Genomic DNA, 17737 nt, shown 5'->3' with positions numbered 1-17737 from the left:
CATCCGGAGGACAACATGTCGAAGTCGGTTCAACTCATCAAAGATCATGACGTCAAGTGGATTGATCTGCGTTTCACGGACACCAAAGGCACTCAGCACCACGTGACCATGCCGGCGCGTGATGCACTGGAAGACGACTTCTTCGAAGTCGGCAAGATGTTCGACGGTTCCTCCATCGCTGGCTGGAAAGGCATCGAAGCCTCCGACATGATCCTGATGCCGGTCGACGAAACTGCCGTACTGGACCCGTTCACCGAAGAGCCGACCCTGATCATCACCTGCGACATCGTCGACCCGTCGAGCATGCAGGGCTACGATCGTGACCCTCGCGCCATTGCCAAGCGCGCCGAAGAGTACCTGAAGAGCACCGGCATCGGTGACACCGTATTCGCAGGCCCGGAGCCAGAGTTCTTCATCTTCGACGAAGTGAAGTTCCAGTCGGACATCTCCGGCTCGATGTTCAAGATCTTCTCCGAGCAAGGCTCGTGGATGACCGGCGCTGACGTGGAAGGCGGCAACAAAGGCCACCGTCCAGGCGTGAAGGGCGGCTACTTCCCGGTTCCGCCGTTCGACCACGACCACGAAATTCGTACTGCCATGTGCAACGCACTGGAAGAAATGGGCCAGACCGTCGAAGTTCACCACCACGAAGTGGCGACTGCCGGCCAGAACGAAATCGGCGTCAAGTTCAACACCCTGGTGAAGAAGGCTGACGAAGTACAGGCGCTGAAGTACGTCGTGCACAACGTTGCCGACGCCTACGGCCGCACCGCTACCTTCATGCCGAAGCCACTGTACGGCGACAACGGCTCGGGCATGCACGTGCACATGTCGATCTGGAAAGACGGCAAGAACACCTTCTCGGGTGAAGGCTATGCCGGCCTGTCCGACACCGCCCTGTACTTCATCGGCGGTATCATCAAGCACGGTAAGGCCCTGAACGGCTTCACCAACCCGTCGACCAACTCCTACAAGCGTCTGGTCCCAGGCTTCGAAGCCCCGGTAATGCTGGCCTACTCGGCTCGCAACCGTTCCGCCTCGATCCGTATTCCTTACGTCGGCAGCCCGAAAGCCCGCCGTATCGAAGCTCGCTTCCCGGACCCATCGGCCAACCCATACCTGGCCTTCGCGGCCCTGCTGATGGCCGGCCTGGACGGTATCCAGAACAAGATCCACCCAGGCGATGCTGCCGACAAGAACCTGTACGACCTGCCGCCTGAAGAGGCCAAGGACATTCCGCAGGTTTGCGGCAGCCTGAAGGAAGCTCTGGAAGAGCTGGACAAGGGCCGTGCGTTCCTGACCAAGGGCGGCGTGTTCTCCGACGACTTCATCGATGCCTTCATCGAGCTGAAGAGCGAAGAAGAAATCAAGGTCCGCACCTTCGTTCACCCGCTGGAATACGAGCTGTACTACAGCTGCTGATCTGATCGGCGCCTCGCGCCGATGACATGATCACGAACGGCCTCCTTCGGGAGGCCGTTTTCGTTTCCGTGGCTGCGTCCTCGATTTCATACAGAACCGGCAGATGCCGCTGACATTTCGCCGCCCCCCTCAGCACGCAGGGTAGGCGTCCCTTCAGTCAAAGGACATCACGCCATGCGCAAACTTCTACCTGCAATGATTACCGTATCCGCCCTCCTCACCGGCTGCGCCAGCAATGGCACCGCGCCAGGCCAGGCAACGTCACAGGTGCTTCACCGCGCCACCGGCAGTTGGGACGGTACTCCCTATCTCGATTACCCCGAAGGACGACCAGTGCTGTCGCTTGTGAAAGTCAGCATTCCCGCCCACACCACCCTTGGCTGGCACTGTCACCAGGCGCTCAATCTAGGCTATCTGACCGAGGGACGACTCGAGGTGGAAACCCGCGACGGCAAGCGGACAAGCCTGGTTGCAGGCCAGACGCTGGCCGAACTTCAAGGGGAAGTGCACCGCGGGCACACCACTGGGCAGCCCGCCACTGTCATGGTGTTCCACGCAAGCAATGAAGACCTTGCGTTTTCAACGCCAGAAGCCGAATGCCCGCCAACTGTGCGATAAACCCTGAAACCACCTATGCTCCATATTGGTGCGCGCTGTGGACTAACGCCCCCGAATGCACCCCAAAAGCGATCACATGAACCGTTTAATCAGTTCATTCTGGTGCGAATTTTCCCGTTTCCAGGGCTTTATCGGCAAATTCCGCTTCTTTTCGGAGCCTTGGTTTGGTTCTTGCATTTTTTGCCCAAAGACTGGAATCAGCGGATCCACCGCGCGCCCGACCATGGCCGCGCCCATGCCCGACACGCGCCAAAAGAGGTCGACGACGCCCTATGACCATCAGCGATGCCCAGCACCGTCTACTTCTGGACAACCTGACCACCGCCACGCTGCTGCTCAACGCCGAGCTGCGCCTGGAGTACATGAACCCGGCCGCGGAAATGCTTCTGGCAGTGAGTGGCCAGCGCAGCCATGGGCAGTTCATCAGCGAGCTGTTCACCGAGTCGACCGAAGCGCTCAGCTCGCTGCGCCAGGCGGTCGAGCAGGCGCATCCGTTCACCAAGCGCGAAGCGCAGCTCACCTCGCTGACCGGGCAGACCATCACCGTCGACTACGCGGTTACGCCGATCCTGCACCAGGGCCAGACCCTGCTGCTGCTCGAGGTGCACCCGCGCGACCGGCTGCTGCGCATCACCAAGGAAGAGGCCCAGCTGAGCAAGCAGGAAACCACAAAGATGCTGGTACGCGGCCTGGCCCATGAAATCAAGAACCCCCTCGGCGGCATTCGCGGCGCAGCTCAGCTGCTGGCTCGCGAGCTGCCTGAAGAAGGCCTGCGCGACTACACCAACGTGATCATCGAGGAAGCCGATCGCCTGCGTAACCTGGTCGACCGCATGCTCGGCTCGAACAAGCTGCCGTCGCTGGCCATGACCAACATCCACGAAGTGCTTGAGCGGGTCTGCAGCCTGGTCGAGGCCGAAAGCCAGGGTTGCATCACTTTGGTGCGCGATTATGACCCCAGCCTGCCTGACGTATTGGTCGACCGCGAGCAGATGATCCAGGCCGTGCTCAACATCGTGCGCAATGCCATGCAGGCGATCAGTTCGCAGAACGAACTGCGCCTGGGCCGCATCACCCTGCGCAGCCGTGCCCTGCGCCAGTTCACCATCGGCCATGTGCGCCATCGCCTTGTGGCGAGGGTGGAGATCATCGACAACGGCCCGGGCATCCCGCCGGAACTGCAGGACACCCTTTTCTATCCCATGGTCAGCGGTCGCCCGGACGGTACCGGGCTGGGCCTGGCCATTACCCAGAACATCATCAGCCAGCACCAGGGCCTGATCGAGTGTGAAAGCCATGCAGGCCACACCGCATTCTCGATCTACCTGCCCCTGGAACAAGGAGCCACCGCCTCATGAGCCGAAGTGAAACCGTATGGATCGTCGACGATGATCGCTCCATCCGCTGGGTCCTGGAAAAAGCCCTGCAACAGGAAGGCATGACCACCCAGAGCTTCGATAGCGCCGATGGCGTCATGGGCCGCCTGGCACGCCAGCAACCGGACGTGATCATTTCCGACATCCGCATGCCGGGCACCAGCGGCCTCGACCTGCTGGCACAGATCCGTGAGCAGCACCCGCGCCTGCCGGTCATCATCATGACCGCCCACTCCGACCTGGACAGCGCCGTTGCGTCGTACCAGGGCGGTGCATTCGAGTACCTGCCCAAGCCATTCGATGTGGACGAGGCGGTCTCGCTGGTCAAGCGCGCCAACCAGCACGCCCAGGAGCAACAAGGGCTGGATGTGCCGCAGAGTCTGGCGCGCACCCCGGAAATCATCGGTGAAGCACCGGCAATGCAGGAGGTGTTCCGCGCCATCGGCCGCCTCAGCCACTCCAACATCACCGTGCTGATCAACGGTGAGTCCGGTACCGGCAAGGAGCTGGTGGCCCACGCCCTGCACCGCCACAGCCCGCGTGCGGCCTCACCGTTCATCGCCCTGAACATGGCAGCCATCCCCAAGGACCTGATGGAGTCCGAGCTGTTCGGCCATGAAAAGGGCGCCTTCACCGGCGCCGCCAACCTGCGCCGAGGGCGCTTCGAGCAGGCCGACGGCGGCACCCTGTTCCTCGACGAGATCGGCGACATGCCCGCCGACACACAGACCCGCCTGCTGCGAGTGCTGGCCGATGGCGAGTTCTATCGCGTGGGCGGCCACGTACCGGTCAAGGTCGATGTGCGCATCATCGCCGCCACTCACCAGAACCTGGAGTCGCTGGTGCAGGCCGGCAAGTTCCGCGAGGACTTGTTCCACCGCCTGAACGTGATCCGCATCCACATTCCGCGGCTGGCCGACCGCCGCGAAGATATCCCTGCCCTCGCCCGCCACTTCCTCGCCCGCGCCGCCCAGGAACTGGCGGTCGAGCCGAAGATCCTCAAGCCGGAAACCGAGGAATTCATTCGCAATCTGCCGTGGCCGGGCAACGTACGGCAGATGGAGAACACCTGCCGCTGGATCACCGTGATGGCCTCCAGCCGCGAAGTGCTGATCGGCGACCTGCCGCCGGAGCTGCTGAACCTGCCACAGGACGCCGCACCGGTAACCAACTGGGAGCAGGCCCTGCGCCAGTGGGCCGACCAGGCGTTGGCGCGTGGGCAGACCAGCCTGCTGGACAGCGCAGTGCCGAGCTTCGAGCGGATCATGATCGAGACAGCCCTCAAGCACACGGCTGGCCGTCGGCGCGATGCGGCACTGTTGCTGGGTTGGGGACGCAACACCCTGACGCGCAAGATCAAGGAACTGGGGATGAATGTGGCGGGGGGCGATGATGAGGAAGGTGACGAGCACTGAGTTCCAGGTAAACCCATAGTTCTCTGGGGCTGCTGCGCAGCCCATCGCGACACAAGGCCGCTCCTACAGGAGAATGCGATCCCCTGTAGGAGCGGCCTTGTGTCGCGATGGGCCGCAAAGCGGCCCCAAACATTTCAGCCCTTCGATGCACCGATCCTGTGCCCGATGCACCTCACTAAGGCACAAATCCCCTCAAAAAACGGCCAATTCACCCTGAAAGCCCAGATTCACGGGCTTTTCAAAACTGGCACGCCCCCTGCAATAAACAATACATATCCAGTTTCGGGGGCCCTGGTACAGGCAGGCCGGGTGAACCCCTCTTTTATTCGCAACATCGCCAGTTTTGGGGACCTCGGTACAGGCAGGCCGGGCCATCCCCCCCTTTATACGCAGTACCCCTTTCGGGGACCCTGGTACAGGCAGGCCGGGATATCCCCTCTTTTATTCGTGCAGTTTCACCTGCAACCGCCAGCGCCCAGCGTCCTCTGCACCGGCCCACTCGCCGTGCAGGGGGCGCGCAGCCACCACCGTCAGCAACAGCCCTTCCTTGCTATTCTGCACCCGCCAACTCACAGGCTTGCCCTGCAGGCTCAGTTGCCCTTGCCGGGCCTTGCCTTGGGCCTGGAACAACAGTGCTACCGTACCGTCCACATTCTCGCCATGCAGCTGAGGCTCTTCGTTGAACCACAGCTCCAGGCCATCCTGCACCACCTCCACCTGCTGCAACTCGCGCTCGTCGGGTGTAGTCAGGCGGCCGATCATCAGCCCTACCATCAAGCCGACGATCGCCAGCGACAGCATCACCCGCGGGAACGCCTTCGAACGCACGTCCGGTTCGGGGGTAGAATGCCCGTCATCTTCACGCTTGGAGCCGTGCATGTTTCACGTCATCCTTTTTCAACCAGAAATTCCGCCGAATACCGGCAACATCATTCGCCTCTGCGCCAACAGCGGCTGCGACCTGCACCTGATCGAGCCCATCAGCTTCGAGCTGGACGACAAGCGCCTGCGGCGCGCGGGGCTGGATTACCACGAGTATGCCACGCTCAAGCGCCACGAAAGCCTGGCCGGATGCCTGGAAAGCCTGGGCAACCCACGGCTGTTCGCCTTCACCACCAAGGGCTCGCACCCGTTCCACGAAGTGGCTTACCAGCCGGGTGATGCCTTCCTGTTCGGGCCAGAAAGCCGCGGCCTGCCGGCCGAAGTACTGGACAGCCTGCCGGCCGAACAACGCCTGCGCCTGCCCATGCGGCCCGGGTGCCGCAGCCTGAATCTGTCCAATACCGTGGCTGTGACGGTGTATGAGGCGTGGCGGCAGAATGGGTTTGCCGGCAGTTGATGCGCTGCCTGCACTGACTCTATCGCCGGCAAGGCAGCTCCCGCAGGGACCGCACCACCCTTGAAACCTGTGCAGTACCTGTGGGAGCTGGCTTGCCGGCGATAGGGCCGGAACAGGCCAACAAAAAAGGCGACCGAAGTCGCCCTTTTTCAAACGCAGCTATTACTGCACAGTCGTCGCTTCGCCGGCTTCCTGCATGCGCTGCATTTCTTGCGCGTACAGGGCGTCGAAGTTGACCGGCGACAGCATCAGGGCCGGGAACGAACCGCGGGTCACCAGGCTGTCCAGGGTCTCGCGGGCGTACGGGAACAGGATGTTCGGGCAGAACGCACCCAGGGTGTGGCTCATCGAAGCCGCGTCCAGATTCTTGATCAGGAAGATACCGGCCTGCTGCACTTCAGCGATGAAGGCCACTTCGTCACCGTTCTTGACGGTAACCGACAGGGTCAGCACCACCTCGTGGAAGTCGCCTTCCAGGGCTTTCTGCTTGGTGTTCAGGTCCAGGGCAACGCTCGGCTCCCAGGTCTGGCGGAAGATCTGCGGGCTTTTCGGGGCTTCGAACGACAGGTCGCGCACATAGATGCGCTGCATGGAGAACTGAGGGCTGTTGTCTTCTGCAGCAGCGCCGTTGGTCTGTTGGTCAGTCATGGCAGATCCTTATCCTAATGTTTTTGAATGCAGTGCAAATCAGGCCGCCAGCAGCGCGTCGAGCTTGCCAGCGCGCTCCAGGGCATAAAGGTCATCGCATCCACCGACGTGGGTGCTGCCGATCCAGATCTGCGGCACAGATGTACGGCCGGCCTTCTGGCTCATCTCGGCACGAACCTGTGGCTTACCGTCGACCTTGATTTCCTCGAAGGCCACGCCCTTGCTCTCGAGCAGGTACTTGGCGCGCATGCAGTAGGGGCAGTAGTCGCTGGAATAGACGATGACGGGCTTCATATCACTTCACCAGGGGCAGGTTATCGGCTTTCCAGCTGGAAACGCCACCGCTCAGTTTGGCGGCGTTGTAACCAGCCTTGAGCAGCTCGCGGCAGATGGTGCCGGACTGCTGGCCCATCGAGTCGACGACGATCAGGGTCTTCTCTTTGTGCTTGTCCAGCTCGCTCATGCGGTTGACCAGCTTGTCCTGCGGGATGTTCACCGCACCGACGATGTGACCGGCGGAGTATTCCTTGGTCGGGCGAATGTCGATGACCAGGGCTTTCTCGGCATTGACCAGGGCAGTCAGCTGGCCGTTGCTCAGGCTCTGGCCGCCGCGACGGATTTCGTTGACCAGCAGCGCGACCAGCAAAACAACGAAGATCGCCACCAGGATGTAGTGGTTTGTCGCAAATTGAATCAGGTTAGCAACCATCTGGGGTGTTCCACGCGATTGAAAATGCCGGCCAGTATACACAGGCCCTTATTGCCACCAAAGCCCGACGGGCCGGCCGGAAAGGTACCTTCATGTTGCCACATTGGCCACGCTGGTCAGGGAACAGGACGAATATTCGCCGCCGGTGGCGCATTTGCCCTAAAATGCGTGTCTTTATCATCTTTGAACAACCGTGAGTTTGATTGATGACGAGTACGCCCAAACCCCTGGTCCTGATCATCCTGGATGGCTTCGGCCACAGCGAAAGCCCCGAATACAACGCCATCTATGCCGCCAACACACCGGTCTATGACCGCCTGCGCGCCAGCCAGCCGCATGGCCTCATTTCCGGCTCAGGCATGGATGTCGGCCTGCCGGACGGGCAGATGGGCAACTCTGAAGTCGGTCACATGAACCTCGGTGCCGGCCGCGTGGTGTATCAGGATTTCACCCGGGTGACCAAAGCCATCCGCGACGGCGAGTTCTTCGAGAACCCGGTACTGACCGGCGCCGTGGACAAGGCAGCCAGTGCCGGCAAGGCTGTGCACATTCTCGGCCTGCTGTCCGATGGCGGCGTACACAGCCACCAGGACCACCTGGTAGCCATGGCCGAACTGGCCGCGCAGCGCGGCGCGCAGAAGATCTACCTGCACGCCTTCCTCGATGGCCGCGACACGCCGCCACGCAGCGCGCAGTCGTCCATCGAATTGCTCGACGCCACCTTCGCCAAGCTGGGCAAGGGCCGCATCGCCAGCCTGATCGGCCGCTATTACGCCATGGACCGTGACAACCGCTGGGACCGTGTCAGCGCCGCCTACAACCTGATCGTCGACAGCGCTGCCGAATACACCGCCGACACCGCCTTGGCCGGCCTGGAAGCGGCCTACGCCCGCGACGAGAGCGACGAGTTCGTCAAGGCCACGCGCATTGGTGAAGCAGTCAAGGTCGAAGACGGCGACGCGGTGATCTTCATGAACTTCCGCGCCGACCGCGCCCGCGAACTGTCGCGCGTGTTCGTCGAAGCCGACTTCAACGAATTTCCGCGTGCCCGCCTGCCAAAACTGGCCGCCTACATCGGCCTGACCCAGTACTCGGCAAAAATCCCGGCCCCCGCCGCCTTCGCCCCGGCCAGCCTGAACAACGTGCTGGGCGAGTACCTGGCGAAAAACGGCAAGACCCAGCTGCGCATCGCCGAGACCGAGAAGTATGCCCATGTCACCTTCTTCTTCTCCGGCGGCCGTGAAGAGCCTTTCGAAGGCGAAGAGCGCATTCTGATCCCGTCGCCGAAGGTCGCCACCTACGACCTGCAGCCGGAAATGAGCGCACCGGAAGTTACCGACCGCATCGTCGAGGCTATCGAGCAACAGCGTTATGACGTGATCGTGGTCAACTACGCCAACGGCGACATGGTCGGCCATACCGGCGTGTTCGAGGCTGCGGTGAAGGCCGTCGAGGCCTTGGATGGCTGCGTCGGGCGTATCGTCGAAGCACTGGACAAGGTCGGCGGCGAAGCGCTGATCACCGCCGACCATGGCAACGTCGAGCAAATGGAAGACGAGTGCACCGGCCAGGCGCACACCGCGCACACCACCGAGCCGGTGCCGTTCATCTATGTGGGCAAGCGCAACGTCAAGGTGCGTGACGGCGGTGTGCTGGCCGATGTGGCGCCGACCATGCTGAAGCTGCTGGGGCTGGAAAAGCCGGTGGAAATGACCGGCACCTCGATTCTGGTCGACGCCTGATTCGGTGCCAAAGGGGGCCGCTTTGCGGCCCATTCGCAGCACAAGGCTGCTCCTACAAAGGGCTCATGCAATGCCTGTAGGAGCAGCCTTGTGCTGCGAATGGGCTGCACAGCAGCCCCAATAACACATGAATTCCAGACAAACGCCCCTCTGCACCCGCAGCGAGGCGTTTTTTTTGCCCGCCCGCGCGGGCATACTAGGCCAGTCTCCATCCTTGGTACGCCAAACCCCATGCTTCGCGCCCTGATCCTCCTAGCCCTGTCTTGCCTGCTCAGCCCGGCCTTTGCCGATGAGCGTGCGCAGACCCAGCAGCAACTGGACGCCACCCGCCAGGACATTGCCGAGCTCAAGAAGACGCTGGGCAAGCTCCAGGAAGAAAAGGCCGGTGTGCAAAAGGACCTCAAAGCCACCGAGACCGATATCGGCAACCTCGAAAAGCAGGTGGAGGCCCTGCAGCAAGAACTAAAAAAGACCGAGGGCGAGCTGGAGCGCCTTGATACCGAGAAAAAAAAACTCCAGAGCGCCCGCGTTGAACAACAGCGACTGATCGCCATCCAGGCCCGTTCGGCCTACCAGAACGGCCGCGAGGAATACCTCAAGCTGCTGCTCAACCAGCAGAACCCCGAGAAGTTTGCCCGCACCCTCACCTACTACGACTACCTGAGCAAGGCGCGCCTGGAGCAACTGCGCACCTTCAACGAGACCCTGCGCCAGCTGGCCAACGTCGAACAGGAAATCGCTACCCAGCAGCAACAGCTGCTGGCCCAGCGCGCCGACCTCGACAGCCGCCGCCAGGCCCTGGAAACCGAGCGTGGCAAGCGCCAGCAGGTGCTGGCCAAGCTCAACAGCGACATGAAGGACCGCGACCAGAAGCTGCAATCGCGCGAGCAGGATCAGGCCGACCTGTCCAAGGTACTCAAGACCATCGAGGAAACCCTCGCCCGCCAGGCCCGCGAGGCCGAAGAAGCGCGCAAGAAGGCCTTGCTGGCCCAGCAGGAAGCGGAAAAGCGCCGCCAGCAGGAAGCCCTCGCTGCCGCTGCCGCTCGCGAACAGGCCCGCGAACCGGTGGAGCCACCGAAAAAGGCCCGCACCACCCTGGGCCCGCTGGTTTCCAGCGACGGCGCGAACTACGGCGGCGCATTTTCTGCCGCACGGGGAAAACTTCCCTGGCCAGTCAATGGTCGATTGCTGGCACGTTTCGGTGATGCCCGCGGCAGCGATGCCCGTGCCAAGTGGGACGGGGTGATGATCAGCGCCAACCCGGGCACTCAGGTACGTGCCGTGCACGGCGGGCGCGTGGTGTTCGCCGACTGGTTGCGCGGTGCCGGGCTTCTGGTCATTCTCGACCATGGCAACGGTTACCTGAGCCTGTACGGCCATAACCAGAGCCTGCTCAAGAGCGCCGGTGATATCGTCAAGGCCGGCGAGGCCATTTCCACCGTTGGCGACAGCGGCGGCCAGGACGCTGCCGGCTTGTACTTCGCCATCCGCCAGCAGGGCCGGCCTACCGACCCTTCGCAGTGGTGCCGGGGCTAGTCAAATTTCTACGGGGTAGCCCACGGGCTGCGCCGATGCTCCCCAGGGAGCGCTTACAGGATCAGGAGTTCGTTCGACATGCTGCACTCGCCTCGTCTCACCCAGCTGGCCCTGTCCATCGCCCTGGCGGTCGGCGCGCCCCTGGCCACTGCCGCGGAACCGGCCAAGCCGGCTGCAGTACCGGCCACCGAGGTGACCGCCAAGGCGCCACTGCCGCTTGAAGAGCTGCGCACCTTCGCCGAGGTCATGGACCGCATCAAGGCGGCCTATGTGGAACCGGTGGACGACAAGACCCTGCTGGAAAATGCCATCAAGGGCATGCTCAGCAACCTCGACCCGCACTCGGCTTACCTCGGCCCCGAGGACTTCCAGGAACTGCAGGAAAGCACCAGCGGCGAGTTCGGTGGGCTGGGCATCGAAGTAGGCCAGGAAGACGGCTTCATCAAGGTCGTCTCGCCGATCGACGACACCCCGGCCTCGCGTGCCGGCGTGCAGGCCGGCGACCTGATCGTCAAGATCAACGGCGCCCCGACCCGTGGCCAGACCATGACCGAAGCGGTCGACAAGATGCGTGGCAAGGTGGGCGAGAAAATCACCCTGACCTTGGTGCGTGACGGCGGCACCCCCTTCGACGTGACCCTGGCCCGCGCGGTCATCCAGGTCAAGAGCGTGAAGAGCCAGCTGCTGGAGAACGATTACGGCTACATCCGCATCACCCAGTTCCAGGTCAAGACCGGCGACGAAGTAGGCAAGGCCCTGGCCAAACTGCGCAAGGACAACGGCAAAAAGCTGCGCGGCGTGGTGCTGGACCTGCGCAACAACCCGGGCGGCGTGCTGCAGTCGGCGGTGGAAGTGGCCGACCACTTCCTGACCAAGGGCCTGATCGTCTACACCAAGGGCCGCATCGCCAACTCCGAGCTGCGCTTCTCGGCCGACCCGGCCGACGCCAGCGACGGCGTGCCACTGGTGGTGCTGATCAACGGCGGCAGTGCCTCGGCCTCGGAAATTGTCGCCGGCGCCCTGCAAGACCAGAAACGCGCCGTGCTGATGGGCACCGACAGCTTCGGCAAAGGCTCGGTGCAGACCGTGCTGCCACTGGCCAACGACCGTGCCCTGAAGCTCACCACCGCGCTGTACTTCACCCCCAACGGCCGCTCGATCCAGGCCCAGGGCATCGTCCCCGACATCGAAGTGCGCCCGGCCAAGCTCACCGCCGAAGCCGACACCGACAACTTCAAGGAAGCCGACCTGCAGGGCCACCTGGGCAACGGCAACGGCGGTGCCGACCGCCCGACCGGCAGCGGCAAGCGCAAGGAGCGCCCGCAGGATGACGACTTCCAGCTGAGCCAGGCTCTGAGCCTGCTCAAAGGCCTGAACATCACCAAGGGCGACTGATCCACTCCATGCGTTATCTGCTGTGTCTGCTGTTCTGCCTGATGGCAGGGGTCGCGCAAGCGGCGCCGGCCGGCAAGGCCTACATGAGCATCATCATCGACGACCTCGGCCAGAGCAGCGAACGCGACAGCCGCACCTTGGCCCTGCCCGGCCCGGTAACCCTGGCGATCATGCCGGACACTCCGCATGCCACCACGCTTGCCCGGCAGGCGCACAAGGCCGGCAAGACAGTTATCCTGCACATGCCCATGGACCCGGCCACCGGCCCTTACGCCTGGCACCCGGGCACGCCCCTGCCGGAGCTTGCCCACCGCCTGGACACCGCCCTGGCGCAGGTGCCTTACGCAGTCGGTATCAACAACCACATGGGCAGCCGCATGACCGCCCAACCCGAAGCGATGGCCATGCTGATGGCCGACCTGCAACGCCGACACCTGTTTTTTGTCGACAGCCGCACTAGCGCTGCCACGGTGGCTGCATTCCAGGCTCAGGCCCAGGGCCTGGCACAGGTATCCCGCGATGTCTTTCTGGACAACGTACGTACGGTCGAGGCCATCGGCAGCGAATTGCAGCTCGGGGTCGAACTGGCTCGCAAACAAGGCTCAGCCGTGCTGATCGGCCACCCTTATCCGCAAACCCTCGAAGTGCTCGAACGCGAACTGCCCCGGCTGAAGCGCCAGGGCGTAGAGCTGATCGGCCTGGAACAGATGATTGCCGAGCGGGGCAATCAGACGATGCCAGCGCATGCCAAGCACCATCCCACCGCCCCCGTTGGCCGACTCAATGGAAAGGAATGATTCCTCGGGCCTGTGCCAGAGTAAGGGCTCCCCTGTGCAATCGCTGTTTCGAGTCTGCAGCGGCCTTGCTACTCAAACGACGCTGGCTCCAGGTCTTGAGGTGACCCACCGTGAAATCCTCTGCAAACGCATCTGGCGAGCTGAAATGAAAGTGCGCAGCCCAGAGGTTCCGCTTGCTCGGTAGACGAACGATCCGGTATTCGTCAAAAGCGCTGCCATCCTGCATGGTGCGCCGTTCCACATATTCGACCTGTATCAGGTGCTTTCCGTGGAGATACTGCAAACCTTCGGCCGACGGATACTTGGTGTCGGTATAGAGCCTGGTCATCTGAAATGTTTTATCCGCCTCCAACTTGTCCAGATCCACTTCCAGCGTCCTGATCAGCTTGTCGTTTCCTCCGGCATCACGCACCACACTGAGTGCCTGATTCAGCTTTTCCAGATGCTGATCGAACAACTGCTTGAGCAACGCCCCTTTGATGTCGTGCTTGACATAGTCCTTGGCCTGCTCCCTGACTGCATCGCTCTCGTCCAGAAGCGCCTGTACCCACATGGGCAGGTCAGTTGGAGCAGCTTCGTCCGCCAATGAAGGGCGCTTGCTTTCACGCTGTCGCCATTCCCCATCCACCAGGTCGAAGGTTGCCAGTACTTCTTCACTGAACGTCTCCCGCACTTCAACGATCTGGCTTTCGTCTATCGTCCTTTCCACCCCGATCATCAACTGCCCAGCAAGGTTGCGCACCACTCGCTGCTCTTCGGTAGACACCTTGTAGGGTCTGCGCTTTTGCGCGACCGTTCCACCCTCCTGCTCCGAGATCGCGGCAACCAGCCGCTGTCCTGCATCTTCCTTCAGTTGCTTTACATGGTTGCGATACCGCTCGAGCATCACGGGTTCGATCAGTTCGCCACCTTCACGGAGAATGCGGGCACTGTTGAGTAATGCGGCAGAGTACTCATCCCATGCCTCTTGCAGGATCACGATGCGGTCGTCTGCCGACAGATTGGCGAAGTCAAGCTCCCCATGAGTCTCTGCGGCATTGCGCAAGGCCATGCTGACCAGTTCGTCCCGGTAGCGGGCGACTGTCTGGAGGCCGCCGGGAGCATTGAGGTGCAAGGCCAGGTCTGCCAGGTTCTGCACCTGATGGAAGCGCATCTGCACGGTCGAAAACGGTCTTTCGTCGATCAGATGCCCCACTGTGCGATGGTCACCAGGAGGGTTGGAAGGTATGACAAGCTCAACCGGCGACTCGGCCAGCAAATTGTCCAGGTGCACTCGTATGGCGAGCATGCGGTCCTGATACTCAGCCACATGCTCCAGCTTGATACGAAACGCAGCATATTGTTCGCCGACTTCAGCCAATGGCTTACCATCAATAGCCCGTTGCAGCGCGGCAAGTTGCGGATAGTCCGTCAGGCTCCAGAGCTCGTTGTAAACGAAGACACAATCGCGAATCAGCTCTGTGCGAGCATTCTCTTCATGCTTGGCAACAGGCTTATCCAACCCATCTTTTTGGCGTTGCCCGGCATATTTGGGTTCCGCCATCGTGATCAACAGCTTTAGCTGTTCGTCTTCCTTGCCAATGGCCTCTTCAAGCAGCGAAACGATTTGCTCACGCTGCTGGGCGATACTTTCCCGCGCATCCATCGCTCGTTGTTCATACTGCGCGGTCAGTGACCGGAGAGCTGTCGTATCGGTACCTGCCGAGGCCGAATTCACATCCTCCTGCGCCTTTGCCTTCAACGCGTCCATTTTGACGAGGCTCTGGTGCAAAGCCATCATCTGCTGACTCGCTGCCTGAACCGTCGACTTCAACTTCGGGATTTCCGCATCCAACTGGACGACGCGGTCGTAAAGTTTCTTGAATCGGACCGATACCGAAGTTCTGGGGCTGGGAGCCCCTCCTGCAAGGCGCAATTTCGTATCCACCCGCCAAGCCCCGTCGACAAATGCCAGCCAGGGCCCGTAACCGCCAGTCGCATCGACTACCCGAACTCCCTCAGCCAGCAACTCCACGCTATAGAGGTCACCAGCCATGGCCGCGTAGTAGTTCTTATCGATCTGGTACAGGCCTTCACCATCGCCCGCTGTCAAAGGCTTCAACCCATTGACAGAGACGCTGGAGCGCATGGCTTGCAACCTTTGCCGCTGTTGCGCGGGCAGCCAGTTGAACCCATGCTGGCCGCGCCAGGAAAAGTCCAGCACCTGGCTGCCCAGTTCGCCCAGCGTGCCTTCCGGTTCTTCACGCGCCTCGATAGCTAGTTCGGCAAACGCGCCATTTTGCCGGTCAGGTCCTTCGAACAGTGAAACATCAGGCAGCCGCCTTGTGGGAACTGTCTCCTGCTTCGGTTGATGGGCATGCAGCAGCGTCATCCCGAGGTTGAGCAACAAGTCGGCCACTGCAGCAGACCGATCGAACTCACCACCCTGCTCCAACGCGGTCAAGTCGTTTTGCAGCGAAGCCAGAAACTGTACCAACCAGGCCACAGACGCGACCGGACCGCGTATCGCCTGAGTCACCACATCGAACAACAGCCAGGCGCCTTCGCACAGGAGCTGCCAGCGGCTCTCGGCGTCAGATACCGATTCCAGCCCTGCCAGCTCGACCAGCAGATCTCGATTGGCCTGGTAGATTTTCTCGTCAACCTTGTTGCGCCACAGCTTCAGGTCGAGCATCGCCGGCTCCGGCTTGGCCGGGAGCGTATAAGGGTCGATACCAATACTCACAATGTGCGGCTCGCTGAAACCACCCTCTGCATATACGTCGCGCGCGGTCGGGTCGATCCAGTCAAGAATGCTCTCTTGGAAGAGAGCCGACTCACGAATATGTGCAAGCAAGGCCTCAAGGCTTGCGTACTCGCGAACCGTGTCCTGTCGATATAGCGGGCGGTACACCAGAACCTTTGCCGGCTCGGCGCAGAACAGCAAGTACATGCCGCGCACAGTGTCTTTCTTGCGCGAATGGCGGCTGCGCCTGAAAGCCAAGGGGATCAGTGACATGCGCGGAACCAAGGGGTCCTGATGACCTGCGCAAAAATCGACCACGCACTGTAAACCCACCTCGGAGACTTTAGCGTCGAGCCTGGCCGAAATGGCGCTGGAAAGAAACGCGCTTCGCCACTCCCTGCCCAAAAGCTCGACGCGCTCGGCACGCATGGCCTGATCATCCAACTGTCCGGCAACATAGGCCGGGTAGCGGCCACCAATGTCTACCTGGGTGACCAATCGCTTCGCTGCATCGGCATTCAGCCACTTCGGAAGCTTGATGCTCTTCTGATGGCGGACCTGCTTGATGTACGCGCCCTTGAGCGAAGCAAGGTTACCAATGGCGAATTCGGTAAGCGACTTGGTGCCCACGAACGCCAGTGGCTCGCCACCGCCGGCTCCAGTCGCAGCGCCACCAGGCACACCCCGGGCGATGTACAGGTCAAGAAGCACCTGATCTGGAGAAATTTCGTCCCCGTGCTCGCTTTTTATCTGCTCGGTCAGTTGCTGCGCGGTATACGCCGTCAATGACTGGATGCCGTCCAGCACCGAAACACCTCCGGCATCCAGTTGGTCGAGGGTGAGTTGCAACAACGCGGCGCGACAGGCAAAGCTGTCCTGCGGGGCGCTGGCCCTGAGCCCCGGCGGGGCTACGGTGGCTGGCGTGTCGTCTTCGTAGCGCACGAACCAGGCCGCCGGGTCGCTCAGCTCGGCAAAACGTTGCTCCAGCGAAGCCACATCCGCCAAGCCACTGAAGCGCATCTGGTAGAAAGCCAGGAACATGGACTCAAGCAACAGCGAAACCTGTTGGGCAAAGACGTTGCCCTCGACCGGCTGACGCGTCCACGACAGGCTTTGGAAGCTGTAGTGCCGCGCCAGTTCGTTGCGCAGCGCGTTACCGAAATCGATCAACGAGGCGAAGCTGCGCGTGATACCGGACGGGGCGCACCAGAGCACCACTTGCCGCTCATCGTAATCGCCAGTGACCAGCAGGTGACTGAGCATCTGGTCGTATTGAATCGACCCACAAGTCAGGCTGGCTTTGACGAAATAGACCGAGGGCTGGGCAGCGCCACCGCGGATCAACCCGCGGATGCAGGCCTGCTCCTGAACATCCAGCCCTTGCAGTGGCAGGCCGCGCAAAAGCGTAGTCTTGAGCAGTAATTGCAGCCACTGGTCACGGCTCACTCCCGCACTGCCCTTGTCACTCCAGTACTTGAGCTGTGCCTCGCAGAACAGCCGTGGCAACCGTTGCACCAGTTCGTCGAGTGCATCGGACAGGCCGCTCAGTTGACGGGTGTCGAACGCGCTGTCCGAGCCAGGAAAACGGTATGAGGAGGTCAATGCAAGATTGTGATGCCGCTCACCGACAGGCTCGATGTCCAGCGGCTGTGCTTCGAGCAATGCCTGGAGCACACGGTCGACCAGCGGTTGCGTGGTCCAGTAAGGCGTGCTGGGGTCGGGACTATCCAGCATGAGAGGGTCGGCGTTGGACAACGCCGGCTTCACAAAGGCAAGCCAGGACAGCTTTTCCTGCAGCACGGTCCACAGCTGCTCGCTGGTCACCTGCCGCAATGTTGGCCGATCACTGAACTGACTGGCTGCAGCGTACTGAAAATCGAATGTGGGAATAACGGAACGTTTCATGAAGCATGCCTCCGGAAGAAAACCGGCAGGCTGAAGCAAACTTGTCCGTTACCCGGGCTAATTATTGCTTGCCCATGAAAAAGGCCCTGCGTCCTGCAGGGCCTCCTCAC

Annotated in this window: 14 protein-coding genes; 9 read left to right on the top strand and 5 right to left on the bottom strand. The window is 61.6% G+C overall.

The window, feature by feature from the left end:
- Positions 1-15: 15 nt before the first annotated feature.
- The 4 genes from glnA (at position 16) to ntrC (ending at position 4831) form a co-directional block, all read left to right on the top strand.
- Positions 16-1422 carry a type I glutamate--ammonia ligase gene (gene glnA / locus CAG18_RS10770; protein WP_015272115.1) on the top strand — a complete coding sequence of 469 codons (1407 nt, stop codon included), beginning with the start codon at positions 16-18 and terminating at the stop codon, positions 1420-1422.
- A gap of 174 nt (positions 1423-1596) precedes the next feature.
- Positions 1597-2040, top strand: a complete 444-nt coding sequence (locus tag CAG18_RS10765; protein WP_015272116.1) for a cupin domain-containing protein — start codon at positions 1597-1599, stop codon at positions 2038-2040.
- Positions 2041-2312: 272 nt separating this feature from the next.
- A complete protein-coding gene (gene glnL, locus CAG18_RS10760) occupies positions 2313-3398 on the top strand; it encodes a nitrogen regulation protein NR(II) (protein ID WP_013974577.1) in 1086 nt (361 codons plus the stop codon).
- Positions 3395-4831 carry a nitrogen regulation protein NR(I) gene (gene ntrC, locus CAG18_RS10755; protein WP_013974578.1) on the top strand — a complete coding sequence of 479 codons (1437 nt, stop codon included), beginning with the start codon at positions 3395-3397 and terminating at the stop codon, positions 4829-4831. Before glnL ends, ntrC begins: the two co-directional genes overlap by 4 nt.
- A gap of 441 nt (positions 4832-5272) precedes the next feature.
- Here ntrC and CAG18_RS10750 read toward each other — a convergent pair whose 3' ends face one another.
- Positions 5273-5710, bottom strand: coding sequence for a hypothetical protein (locus CAG18_RS10750; RefSeq protein WP_015272117.1), 438 nt, complete (start codon positions 5708-5710; stop codon positions 5273-5275).
- On the opposite strand from CAG18_RS10750, the gene trmL reads away from it, so the two are divergent.
- On the top strand, positions 5709-6170 hold the full coding sequence (gene trmL, locus CAG18_RS10745) for a tRNA (uridine(34)/cytosine(34)/5-carboxymethylaminomethyluridine(34)-2'-O)-methyltransferase TrmL (RefSeq protein WP_013974580.1): 462 nt from the start codon (positions 5709-5711) through the stop codon (positions 6168-6170). The two genes, CAG18_RS10750 and trmL, sit on opposite strands and share 2 nt — an antisense overlap.
- A 162-nt stretch (positions 6171-6332) precedes the next feature.
- On the opposite strand, the gene secB is transcribed toward trmL, so the two are convergent.
- Genes secB through CAG18_RS10730 form a run of 3 tightly spaced genes read right to left on the bottom strand, consistent with a single transcriptional unit; the run spans position 6333 to position 7527 of the window.
- Positions 6333-6818 carry a protein-export chaperone SecB gene (gene secB, locus CAG18_RS10740; protein ID WP_085720874.1) on the bottom strand — a complete coding sequence of 162 codons (486 nt, stop codon included), beginning with the start codon at positions 6816-6818 and terminating at the stop codon, positions 6333-6335.
- A gap of 39 nt (positions 6819-6857) precedes the next feature.
- Positions 6858-7112 carry a glutaredoxin 3 gene (grxC, locus tag CAG18_RS10735; protein WP_003249204.1) on the bottom strand — a complete coding sequence of 85 codons (255 nt, stop codon included), beginning with the start codon at positions 7110-7112 and terminating at the stop codon, positions 6858-6860.
- A gap of 1 nt (position 7113) precedes the next feature.
- Positions 7114-7527 carry a rhodanese-like domain-containing protein gene (locus tag CAG18_RS10730; RefSeq protein WP_003259887.1) on the bottom strand — a complete coding sequence of 138 codons (414 nt, stop codon included), beginning with the start codon at positions 7525-7527 and terminating at the stop codon, positions 7114-7116.
- Between the two features lie 206 nt (positions 7528-7733).
- On the opposite strand from CAG18_RS10730, the gene gpmI reads away from it, so the two are divergent.
- From gpmI to CAG18_RS10710, 4 genes are all read left to right on the top strand, one after another.
- Positions 7734-9269, top strand: coding sequence for a 2,3-bisphosphoglycerate-independent phosphoglycerate mutase (gpmI, locus tag CAG18_RS10725; RefSeq protein ID WP_054572194.1), 1536 nt, complete (start codon positions 7734-7736; stop codon positions 9267-9269).
- Positions 9270-9500: 231 nt separating this feature from the next.
- On the top strand, positions 9501-10805 hold the full coding sequence (locus tag CAG18_RS10720) for a murein hydrolase activator EnvC (RefSeq protein ID WP_015272119.1): 1305 nt from the start codon (positions 9501-9503) through the stop codon (positions 10803-10805).
- A 78-nt stretch (positions 10806-10883) separates the two neighbouring features.
- Complete coding sequence (locus tag CAG18_RS10715) at positions 10884-12200, top strand: S41 family peptidase (protein ID WP_015272120.1); 1317 nt, start codon at positions 10884-10886, stop codon at positions 12198-12200.
- A gap of 8 nt (positions 12201-12208) precedes the next feature.
- Positions 12209-12997, top strand: coding sequence for a divergent polysaccharide deacetylase family protein (locus CAG18_RS10710; protein ID WP_085720873.1), 789 nt, complete (start codon positions 12209-12211; stop codon positions 12995-12997).
- Here the strand turns inward: CAG18_RS10710 and CAG18_RS10705 are convergent.
- The gene (locus CAG18_RS10705) at positions 12981-17627 is read right to left on the bottom strand and encodes a dermonecrotic toxin domain-containing protein (RefSeq protein ID WP_085720872.1); all 4647 of its coding nucleotides are present in this window, start codon (positions 17625-17627) and stop codon (positions 12981-12983) included. The two genes, CAG18_RS10710 and CAG18_RS10705, sit on opposite strands and share 17 nt — an antisense overlap.
- Positions 17628-17737 lie beyond the last annotated feature (110 nt).

This window comes from Pseudomonas sp. B22(2017) (assembly GCF_002113105.1).
Lineage (GTDB): Bacteria > Pseudomonadota > Gammaproteobacteria > Pseudomonadales > Pseudomonadaceae > Aquipseudomonas > Aquipseudomonas asiatica.
The sequence above is the reverse complement of the archived record's forward strand: the minus strand, read 5'-3'. Positions and strand labels throughout refer to the sequence as shown.